The organism is Pseudovibrio sp. W64, assembly GCF_001623145.1.
Lineage (GTDB): Bacteria > Pseudomonadota > Alphaproteobacteria > Rhizobiales > Stappiaceae > Pseudovibrio.
On record NZ_LMCI01000038.1, the window covers coordinates 406,757 to 417,639 of the forward strand.

Consider the following 10,883-nt stretch of genomic DNA (forward strand, 5'->3'; position numbering starts at 1 on the left):
TGCTCTACAGGAATATGTTGTAAACACAATGTGGCTGGGTGTGAGGCACATACTGCTACAGTATGGACGTGTTCAATTGGCAGAATTGATTAGCGAGTTTGGCAGGTAAAATGATGGCAACGAATGAGACTGAAAACCTGCTTGCGCTGCTGGTTGAAGATGACCTGGATTTGGCTGGGACGATTGCTGATGTGTTGAAAATCCACGGCATTAGTTGCGATCACGCTTACAATGGTGAGGCGGGTCTTGAGTTTGCGCGGCAGGGTTATTTTGACGTTATCATTCTTGATCTGACGTTGCCTAAGATGGATGGTCTTACAGTTTGTGAAACGCTGCGCCGGGAAGGTATTGACCGCCCAGTTCTGATGCTGACTGCGCGTGATGAACTTTCTGACAAGTTGGCTGGATTTGAAGCCGGGACGGATGACTATCTGGTTAAACCCTTTGCGTTTGAGGAACTGGTTGTGAGGCTGCGAGCGCTTTCCGGACGGCGGAGCGCGAAGGCGAAGCTGTTTGAGGTTGCTGATCTGCAGGTGGATTTTGCCCGAAATATTGCAAAGCGTGGAGATCGTGTTCTGCGCCTTTCTCCGACGGCCTGGAAGATCCTGGGTATTTTGAGCAAACATAGCCCAGCCTCGGTGAGCCGAGAACAATTGGAGCGTGGATTGTGGGGTGATGAACCACCGGAGAGCAACAGCCTTAATGTACATTTGTACAAACTTCGCCAGCAAATCCAACGCCCTGCCGAATCTGAAATTATCTGCCGAGATGCAAACGGGGGTTATAGCCTGAGGGAGAAAGTGGATGGTGAATAAGAAAGCAGCCAGAGTGCGCGGACGCAGCATTTTTCGTGAACTTGGTATCGCTTTCTTTCTGGGCGTTATTCTGCTGTTGCTGGTCTACACGTTTTTACTGCCAATCTTCTTTGTAGCTGGCTCAGATGAGAGCATCATCTACCTACTTGAGGATCTGGGCGAAAGTTACGAGGAGGCCGTAAAGGCAAATCCTGAAGCTCCGCTGCCAGAGACCTACCTTATTCAGAGTGCCTTTTCGCTTGAAGCGCTGCCTGCTGAAATGTCTCGTCGTTTCAAAGAGGAGCCATTGGAGCCGCTGGAGCTGTACTACGATGATGAAGATCGAGGCTGTGATGCTGAGGGAAACTGCAAGGAGACCTATTATCTCTATCTGTACATCTATCCGCTGGAAGATGGCCGCAACCTTTACATCACGCTTGAGAGTACAGAAGAGTATCTGGAGGGCTCCGAGGAGGATCAGGTGGTCCTTCTTGCCTTTGCAATTGTAGGGATCGTCAATCTACTCGCCACCTTTGTGAGTGCGCGCATTTTATCTAAGCGGTTGATCCGGCCGATCCAGAATCTGGAAAACTGGGCTCAGTCATTGAATGCTGAGAATGTGGGTGAGACACCGCCCAACTTCAGGTTCCGCGAACTGAATAACCTTGCTGTGAAGCTCACATACACTGTTTCCCGTATCTCTGAGTTTGTTGAACGTGAGCAGACATTCCTGCGTTATGCGAGCCATGAGTTGCGGACACCGATTACGGTGATTGCCGGCAATATTGCGCTGCTGAAGAGCCAGGAAAGTGGTTCTAAGGATACTGTGCCCGTGGAGCGGATACAGCGGGCTAATTTGAACATGCGCATCATTGTAGAGACTTTGCTTTGGCTGGGCAGGGAAAGCTCTGCACCGCCGCGAGTTGAGAAGCTCGTGCCAGCAAAGCTAATCATAGGGTGTATTGAGGAACTGTCTTATCTGAAGGGCAATAAACCGCTCACAGAAGTGCTGGACTTGAGTGAGGATGAGGCTGAGTTGCCTAAAGCACCTTTGCTGATCCTGTTTGGCAATCTGATCCGTAACGCGTTTCAACATGCCCAAAAGGGTGAGATCAAAATTAGTTATCAAAATGGGGTCTTTGAGATTGAAAACCCCGTTTCAGCTGGCACCAAAGCGGATGCTACCTCTGTTTATGAGGAAAGCTTCGGCTTCGGTCTTTCACTTTGTGAGCGTATAGCACGACGGATGGGCTGGGATTTTACTCTTGAAGAACAACAGGATGCCATCATCACGCGTCTGGTTTTGAGACCCACTGATACTGGTAGAGAGTAGTTTCAATTATTTGTATTTGTCATGAATAACTGAGATTCGTCATGATATTACAAGGGTATTTCTAGATTGAATCTTCCATTTATGGCGGTTCAAAGAAAATATTCTTCAATTTTATTGATATCTGAAAATTTTACTATTTAATTTACGTAGAGACAGAAGGGGTATTTGTCCGATTCGGGTGGGGTGATGCAAAGCATACACGATGAAATGGTCCAGCGGCTTTATGCCAATATCGCTCTTGGTGAGGATATTGGGCAGGCTTTTGAGCCTATGGCATCGTCCTTTCGTGAGACCATGCTCTGTTACAAGATCGTCTCACTCAGCTCGCTTGAATATCATCACATGACTTTCCTCAATACAAAAGAGGACATGGAAGCAAAGATACTTGCTGCGGGCCAGAGCAATCCATTGCCCCGATTTGCTAAATTTGCCCCATTGAATGCCTTAATTCATACTGAGGATTTCATCAGCCAAGATGAAATTCGGGATACTGATTTCTTTGATCTGGTCTTCAGCGATTATGGAGTGTTTGATCGCGTGCGTGGCTTCATGATCCACCGTCAAGGAATGGATGCGGCCATGGTTTCTGTCGCAGTGCAATCTGATTTTGATGGTCCTGATGCAATGCAGCTTGATAAAACTCTTGAAACTGTCAGACCTCATTTTCAAAATGCGTTTTCGGTTGCATTGCATCTTGAGCAAAGACGCGGTTTGACTGACGCCTACTCCTTCTGGCTGGATCGTATTCCAAGTGCGGCGTTTATTTTGGATCAAGGGCATCACGTTGCTTTTGCCAATAAGCAGGCAGAGGTATTTTTCAGTTCCAGTCAGAGCTTCTTTATTGACCGTCGTGGAGAGATTTCCTCACGCCATAATGAGCATCGAAAGTTGTTTGAGGATGCGATTTTACGGTGTCGGGCGTCTGGTAAGCCTCTGGGACCGTTGGTCCTGAATGGTGAGGCGGCGCCCAATCCATTCTTTGTTGTGATGCCTATCAATGTGCTTTCAGAGACGCCTGCTTATCTGGCGCCCTTTGTACGCGGGCCGCAGCCACTCCTTTGCATGATAATGGATCCGGGTGACCAGCCCTTGGCGGAGTTGGACAACCTTCAACGTTATTTTGGGGTTTCCAAACGTGAGGCTGAGTTGCTCCAGTATCTGGTTCGTGGGGCATCTGTGGGAGAGACTTCTCACGCTCTGGAGATCAGCTACAACACTGCACGCAATCATATGGCGCGAATTGCCGACAAGGTTTCTGTAAATTCTCAAAGTGAGTTGGTTCGACTTGCAAGTGACCTGGCTGCGAGGGTGCCGCGACAGAACGTGAGATGACAGTTCCTGAGGATTTGAATGGTGTTCAGATGTAGTGTTTCCTGAACTGTGTCTTGTTGTTGACTTGTCTATGCGGGAGACAGCTGACAAAATGCATATCAGCTACAATACTGCGCGCAATCATATGGCACGAATAACGGAAAAGGCTGGCTTTGGGTCTCAAAGTGAGCTTGTTCGCATTGCCAGTGATTTTGCTGCGCGAGTTCCATCCTCATTGTCTAAGCAATAAAGGTTCTTGCATTGCATAAACGTATTCATGTCTTCGGAGCTTCATGCGCAGGTTCGACCACGCTTGGCCATCGACTTGCTCATGCTCTTCCAGTTCCTCATGTGGATTCTGATGATTACTTTTGGGAGCAAACAGAACCACCCTTCGCAGTAAAACAGCCTCAAGAAGAGCGGGTTGCGCTCATGAAACCAGCGATGGGCGAAGGTGGTTGGGTTTTGAGTGGAGCTTGTGAGGGCTGGGCGAAGGAGCTTGTCTCTCAAAGCACGCTTGTTGTTTTCATCAGTGTACCGCAAGACGAGCGCTTGCAGCGATTGAAAAAACGAGAAATGGAACGTTTTGGGGATCGTATTCTTGAAGGTGGCGACATGTTTGAGACGCACGAGGCTTTCTTTCAGTGGGCATCGCAGTATGAGCAACCCGACTTTTCTGGCAGGAGCCGGCATAGGCATGAAGCCTGGCTGAAAGAATGCAAAATGCCTGTATTGCGTCTTGATGGAAGATTAGAGCGTGATGATCTGGTTGCAAAAGTACTGCAAACATCTGCATGAGCATTGCATAATCAATAGTTTATGGGCTTTTGTAGATAAAAATAGATTTTATATTCTAAAATATCACCGCGATTATTTGAGTGAATGTAGATTTACGTAAAGGATAGGTGTGAAATTAAAGAGTAGATCTACTTGTGTGTTCAATATGAATATTACATGTGTTTGATTGTGCTTTGTCGATTCTCTAGTTTATATAATTTTGATTTAAATTTTTGGAGAATTGCGATGAAATACATTTGTGTCTTCCTGTTTGTGGTGTTCTCATTCAGCGCAAATGCTGAGTTGATCAGGTCTCAGGTTGCGGCAAACCGTACTGCAAAACTTAACGTTTATAGCTATTACGTTCCTGAAACATGCAGCTCTGCGACCTTACCAAAAGTCTCTTTTGTTAAGAAACCGGAGCATGGTGTCGTTCGTTTTGTGCAGTCCCGATCTGCACTGCCAAAGACAGCCGGCAAATGTGCGGGTAAACAAACGAACGATTTGATCCTGTACTATTCGCCGGATAAAGACTTTCGGGGCACAGATAAGGTCGTGACCAAATTTCGGATGTATTCGGCAGGACGTGTCATATCTGGTGGGAACACATATGAGATCGAAATTAAGTAGCAGTCCGTCTTACTGTCGCATGAGCAACCGTTCGGTTCATCATTACCGAGCGGTTTTTTATGGGTTCAAGCTGTCGTTATGACTGCGTACGCGGATGAATTTCATTGAGGCTGATTTGTCTGTCGGAGTGGTTTAGATAGCTGGCAGTATATCCTCATATTCTGGGTGTTTTGAGTGAAAAACTCAATTGTGATCATCTTGATGGCAATTATATTGTCGTCTGGCTGCGTGTTTTCTTTCAAGTCGTAGTGATGAAGGCGCTTAATGTTGACATGAGCTCAGCAATGCCTAAGAGTTAATTGATGAATTTTCGTAGTGGTTTGGTCGGGGAGGACTGAGCCGCTGCAAGAACTAAAAAGCCGGGACATAATAGTATCGCCAAACTAGCCGGCCGGGGGAGAGTAATATGCGTCTGTTTTCCTACAAAAACAGAAAGGTTCATCTTGGACCATATCCTTCTGAACGATTGAAGCGGACGCATGAGGCAGTTGATCTGAGGCGTGTGCCCGAGGTGATGCAAACGGTTTTCTCACAGGCCGATAATCCAGAGATCCTGAGCAACTCAATGGCGTCCTTCAGCGCGATCATGGATGCCATCCGCGATGGAGCCCACAATGCCAAGCTCTCTGAGATCCCGGATGATCCGCGGGAGCGGGCCAATCACCTCAAAGCTGCAGGCTACTTCTTTGATGCAACGATGATGGGTACTTGTGACCTGATTCCGGAGCATTTTCTTGAGCAATCGCTTCGCAATCCTGATCTGGATAAGCTCGCAAATGATCTTCAGACCTTTCAGCCCAAGACTCTGGCAGCTGGCATTGATGTGACCATGGCTGATGTCCGCGATAGTGCGGCATCCACCCCGGGACCTGTGACACATCATGGCTCTGCGCTGGTGGTGCTGATGGAGCATCCGCGTGAGCCGAGAGCTGATGAGCCAGGTTGTGATTGGATCGAGGGTACCTGTGAGCAGCGTTCTGCTATCCGCGCGGCTGAAGTGGCTGTGGTTCTGGCCAACTATCTGCGCCTGTTGGGTGTTGAGGCGCGTGCGCATACCACGAGCAGTGCTGATGTGGATCTGAACCGGCTGGCGGTTTCTGCCGGATTGGTGGAAGTACTTGAGAAAGACGGTGAAACAGTCGTTTCCAATCCATATGTTGGTCGTGAGTTTACACTGGCAGCTGTGACGACCACGCTTGAACTGACACCTGATCTGCCACTTGCACCACGGAAACTAGCGGATATCTGGAGTTCTCACGGCCCTGCATGGCAGCTAGGCATGGGGACATTCAAGAATGCCTTCAATCGCAAACCGTTTGAGAACCGCGATTACCACATGGGGGCGTTTCCGTTTGAGAAGATCAAGCGGGTTGATGAGACAACGACCTTTATTGACGAACCGCGCGTGCCACGTGTCCCCAAACGGACGGACATGTTTGCGCGTGCTCTTTTTGGCGACATGGGTAAGTCCCTTCAAGAAGCTGCCAAAAATGGCGGTTATCTCGCCAAAAACCCGATGGGGTACTGCGCCCGCCGTGCGCTTGCCGCGCTGATCTTGCTGCAAGATGGTGAGACTGCCTCTGAAGTTTCGCCGAGTGCGGTAGACCCGGATAAAAACGCGGCCAACGTAAAGTCGGCACTCTATTTCCTTGGTGCTGATGCAGTTGGCCTATCCCGCTGCCCAGATCACGCCTACTATTCTCATGATGCACGCGGTGAGCCAATTACGCCTTACCATAAAAACGCGATCTCCATTCTGGTGGATCAAGGGCATGAGACGATGGAGGGCGCAAGCGGAGATGATTGGATCTCCGGCGCACAGTCGATGCGAGCGTATCTGCGAACCTCCATTATTGGGGGGATCGTTGCTGAACAAATCCGCCGCCTGGGGTATCCTGCCCGCTGTCATTCTGTCGTTGATGGTGAAGTTCTTCAGCCACCGCTATTACTGCTTTCTGGTCTTGGTGAAGTGAGCCGTATTGGCGAGGTTATTCTGAACCCTTACCTTGGCCCGCGCTTAAAGTCCGGCGTGGTGACGACGGATATGCCGTTCACCTACGACAAGCCAATTGATTTTGGTCTGCAACGCTTTTGTGAAAGCTGCAATAAATGTGCGCGTGAGTGTCCATCTGGAGCGATCACAGCTGGGCCGAAACGTATGTTCAATGGCTACGAGATCTGGAAGTCAGACTCTGAGAAGTGCGCGCGTTACCGTGTGTCCCAGCCTGCTGGGTCTTTGTGTGGTCGCTGCATGAAAACATGTCCGTGGAATCTTGAAGGATTGTTCAGCGAAGCTCCGTTCCGCTGGACAGCAATGAAGCTGCCATCTTCTGCCAAAGTTCTTGCTAAGCTGGATGACAAGCTTGGCAACGGATCCATAAACCCTGTCAAAAAGTGGTGGTGGGATCTGGTTGCGAGCGGTGATGGTAATTATGTGATCGCTGAAGAGACCAATGCGCGCGAATTGCAGCTCGACCTTGATCTTAAATATGAAGATCAGACGCTGGCGGTGTATCCAGCCAATCTTGCGCCGCATCCATGGCCATTTCCGTTCATGATGGACCGGGAAGCTGGGATCAAGGCCTATCAGGGTATGATTTCAGCTGAGGAATACAAAGCCCGCCTTGCTGCTGGGTCGAATGACCTGGCTCCTGTTTATGAGGTCAGTGCGAGTTCGTCTCCGGTCTTAGCAGTTCGCCTGTCTAAGGTGGATGTGGAAGCGGAAGGTGTATCCCGCTACGAGTTTATGCTGGACGACGGCTCGCCGTTGCCTGTGTTTGAAGCCGGAGCGCATATTGATGTAGTTGTGGCTCCTGAGTTTTTGCGCCAATACTCACTGGCGGGCGATCCGGCAGACAGCAGTAAATATGTGATTGGTGTTTTGGAAGAAAAAGAGGGGCGCGGCGGTTCAGCGCTCATGCACCGGATCTTCGATGAAGGACGCCGGGTTTTCATTTCCAAGCCGATCAATCATTTTCCGTTGCATGAAGATGCAAAGAAAACCCTACTCTTTGGTGGTGGAATTGGCGTGACACCAATGATTGCAATGGCGCATCGTTTGCATGTGCTTGGGAAGCCTTTTGAGTTGCACTACTGTTTCCGTCATCGCCACAAGGCTGGGTTCATCGATGAAATTCAGCGAGCACCTTGGGCGGATAAGACTTTCATTCATTGTTCTAGTGAAGGAACGCGGGCAGATCTGAGTACAATTCTGGCTGACTTTGAAGACGGCTATCATATTTACACGTGTGGTCCGGATGTCTTTATGGATGGAGTGCTGGAGACTGCTGCTGCTCAAGGCTGGTCTGAGGAGAGCTTGCATAAAGAGTATTTCTCGGTTCCAGATCAGGGTGATTATGTCAACACAAGCTTTTTTGTAAAACTGGCGTCAACTGGTGAGCGTATTGAGATCCCGGAGGACAAGAGCGCAGCTGATGTCCTGAATGAGAAGGGAATTTCCGTGCCAACCAAATGCTCGGATGGCATCTGCGGGGTCTGCACGGCCAAATATCAAGGTGCCGAAGTGGAGCATCGTGATTTCGTGCTGAGTGGGAAAGAAAAAGAAGACACTCTGGTTCTGTGCTGTTCCCGGGCGAAGAATGAGGGCGCCGAGCTTCGACTTGAGCTCTAGACGAATTTTTCATGATGTGGTTTTGACGTTTTGAGGTGGGAGCTGTTGTTTCCGCCTCTTATAACTTTCTAGTGCTCTCCTGTAGCTAAGTTAGAATGCGCGCTGTTTGTCGAGACTTCTGAATTGGCGAGAGCATGTATTCATCTAGATCAGTGGATTACGCCCTTATTGCTATTGGCCGTAATGCTCAACCGAACTTAGAGCAACTTTAAGGGCTGAAAATTCCAGAGGTTGATTGGGCTGCTGGATTCTCCCATTGGCCAATTCCCTCAAATATAACGGTGTTATATTTTTATTGAGTCGTTATGGGAGGGAACTATGACTAAGGTACTTTATGAAAAAGATGGCCGTATCGCACGCATTACACTGAACAGGCCTGAGGTGATGAATGCTATTGATATGGATATTCCGCAAGAGCTGGCGGCTTGTGTGGCACGGGCGAACTCAGATGACGGTGTTCATGTCATTGTGCTTGGCGGTAATGGGCCTGCGTTTTGTGCGGGATATGACCTGACGGCTTATGCTGAAACGGAGGGAAGTAATCCGGGTGTTCAGGAAATGCCTTGGGATCCTATGAAGGATTATGCCTTCATGAAACAAAACACAGATCTATTTATGTCGTTGTGGCGCAGTTATCGGCCTGTCATTGCAAAAGTGCATGGCCATGCCGTTGCAGGTGGTTCCGACATTGCATTGTGTTCTGACATGATTGTTATGGCAGAGGATGCGCATATTGGTTACATGCCGGTCCGAGTGTGGGGATGTCCTACAACTGCAATGTGGGTTTATCGGCTTGGCCCGGAACGTGCAAAACGCATGCTGTTGACTGGCGACAAAATTGATGGTCGAGAGGCAGAGCGAATTGGTCTGATCCATAAAGCTGTGCCCTTAGATCAAATTGATGAGGAAGTTGAAAAGCTTGCTGAGCGGATGGCTGGTATTCCGGTGAACCAGCTGATGATGCAAAAACTCATGATCAACCAGGCGATTGAGTCCATGGGGCTTTACCAGACGCAAATGATAGCGACGCTCTTTGATGGTATTACGCGCCATAGCCCTGAAGGCATGAATTTTAAACAGCGGGCGGAAGACGTGTCTTGGAAACAGGCTGTTCGCGAGCGTGATCAGGGCACATTTGATTGGACCGCTAATCGCCCGATTAATGCGCCTCTTTAATGTGAGAAACGATGCCTGATTTACATGATCAAGAAAGCACCAAGGTTGATGCCCGCCAAATGCGGGCAGATCACCTGAGAGGGGCACGCCGGTCGCTCATTGTGAATGCTGCACGTGATGTTTTCACAAAAGAAGGTCTCGACGGGGCTTCGATGCGCTCCATTGCCCGAACTGCCGGATGTACGACCGGTGCGATCTACCCTTATTTTCATAGCAAAGAAGAGCTTTACTGTGCTGTTTTACAAGAAGCGCTAGAGCAGCTGCATATCAACGTTACCGAGGCCATTGAAACCTGCTTGTCTATAGAAGAGAAGGCTCAGGCTGGTGTACTTGCATTCTTTGATTTCTATAATGAACGCCCGAATGATCTTGCTTTGGGTTTGTATGTGTTCAGTGGATTGAAGCGGGTTGGATTGGGGCGTGAGCTTGATGGTGTTCTTAACGTGCAAGTTAGTAGGGTGATTGCATTGATTGAGGGGTGCGCTCGTGCTGGAGGACGGTCTCCGGAATGGCCGGCTGGTGCGATTGCGCATTGCATGGGGTTGTTAGTGATGGGGCATACTGGCCGGTTGTCTCACTGGGACTATGACGGGCGCTACCTGTTGGAGCAATTTTTACTTCGATGATTGGCCCTTGCCTCCTTTCTATATGAAAGCCGGATGGTGCATTCCAGCTTGGCGAAATGTAAAATAGCCTACAGCAGAGCGCGATCTACTTAACAAATTCATTATTCGATTATCAAAGAACTCGGGCTTTACCGATAGTCGGGTTGTCTGGTGTTGGCTTTGATAGTGAGGCTTGTTTTGATCCTGGTCTATTCCTGTAATGTTCTCCTTGAGACTTTGTTGGTGGTGATTGGGTTGCCGGGATTGAGTTGATATTTGGAATTGGCTTGATTTGAAGGCTTGAGGTGGTTTGAGTTTGGCCGTTTGCTTTGGGTGTTGATGTCGTTTGTGCTTGTCGCATGTTGGACAGGAGTATTTGCGGTGAAGTGCAGGGCTGATGCGAACGCGCTTTTGTCGTGGTGGGTGCAGTATCGGGCTAAAACAGAACCTTCTTGTTGTGGTGGATGCGGTGCCGGATTGAATTGAGCGTTCTCTTCGGCTTGGGTGTGCTGAGTTAAATGAGCTGCTGCGCTTTTGCTGACTTGATTTAAAGTGCTGGCTTTGTGGTTTGTCCGATGCCGATGCCGATGCCGATGCCGATGCCGATGCCGATGCCGATGCCGATG

General features: G+C 49.1%; 10 protein-coding genes. 9 read left to right on the forward strand and 1 reads right to left on the reverse strand.

The genetic code is table 11. The features are described from left to right. Positions 1 to 110: 110 nt before the first annotated feature. The 9 genes from PsW64_RS18425 to PsW64_RS18465 all read left to right on the forward strand — a co-directional run bounded on the left by PsW64_RS18425 (position 111) and on the right by PsW64_RS18465 (position 10,278). Positions 111 to 815, forward strand: coding sequence for a response regulator transcription factor (locus tag PsW64_RS18425; RefSeq protein ID WP_082827085.1), 705 nt, complete (start codon positions 111 to 113; stop codon positions 813 to 815). Beyond that, positions 805 to 2,127 (forward strand): sensor histidine kinase, encoded by a 1,323-nt coding sequence (locus PsW64_RS18430; RefSeq protein WP_208980873.1) that lies wholly within the window; start codon positions 805 to 807, stop codon positions 2,125 to 2,127. Before PsW64_RS18425 ends, PsW64_RS18430 begins: the two co-directional genes overlap by 11 nt. Before the next feature lie 186 nt (positions 2,128 to 2,313). Then, positions 2,314 to 3,459 carry a helix-turn-helix transcriptional regulator gene (locus PsW64_RS18435; protein ID WP_063304509.1) on the forward strand — a complete coding sequence of 382 codons (1,146 nt, stop codon included), beginning with the start codon at positions 2,314 to 2,316 and terminating at the stop codon, positions 3,457 to 3,459. Positions 3,460 to 3,493: 34 nt separating this feature from the next. Then, positions 3,494 to 3,688: a helix-turn-helix domain-containing protein gene (locus PsW64_RS18440; RefSeq protein WP_063291505.1), complete on the forward strand. Its 195-nt coding sequence runs from the start codon at positions 3,494 to 3,496 to the stop codon at positions 3,686 to 3,688. An 11-nt stretch (positions 3,689 to 3,699) separates the two neighbouring features. Beyond that, positions 3,700 to 4,236 carry an adenylate kinase gene (locus PsW64_RS18445; RefSeq protein WP_063304510.1) on the forward strand — a complete coding sequence of 179 codons (537 nt, stop codon included), beginning with the start codon at positions 3,700 to 3,702 and terminating at the stop codon, positions 4,234 to 4,236. A 225-nt stretch (positions 4,237 to 4,461) separates the two neighbouring features. Next, the gene (locus PsW64_RS18450) at positions 4,462 to 4,845 is read left to right on the forward strand and encodes a hypothetical protein (protein ID WP_063291507.1); all 384 of its coding nucleotides are present in this window, start codon (positions 4,462 to 4,464) and stop codon (positions 4,843 to 4,845) included. A gap of 406 nt (positions 4,846 to 5,251) precedes the next feature. Continuing rightward, a complete protein-coding gene (locus PsW64_RS18455) occupies positions 5,252 to 8,476 on the forward strand; it encodes a 2Fe-2S iron-sulfur cluster-binding protein (protein ID WP_063304511.1) in 3,225 nt (1,074 codons plus the stop codon). Positions 8,477 to 8,794: 318 nt separating this feature from the next. Beyond that, a complete protein-coding gene (locus PsW64_RS18460; RefSeq protein WP_063304512.1) occupies positions 8,795 to 9,652 on the forward strand; it encodes a crotonase/enoyl-CoA hydratase family protein in 858 nt (285 codons plus the stop codon). Positions 9,653 to 9,663: 11 nt separating this feature from the next. Beyond that, the gene (locus tag PsW64_RS18465) at positions 9,664 to 10,278 is read left to right on the forward strand and encodes a TetR/AcrR family transcriptional regulator (RefSeq protein ID WP_063304513.1); all 615 of its coding nucleotides are present in this window, start codon (positions 9,664 to 9,666) and stop codon (positions 10,276 to 10,278) included. Between the two features lie 188 nt (positions 10,279 to 10,466). Here the strand turns inward: PsW64_RS18465 and PsW64_RS27810 are convergent. Further along, positions 10,467 to 10,883 (reverse strand): hypothetical protein (locus PsW64_RS27810; protein ID WP_206599566.1); only part of this gene is annotated, 417 nt, incomplete at its 5' end.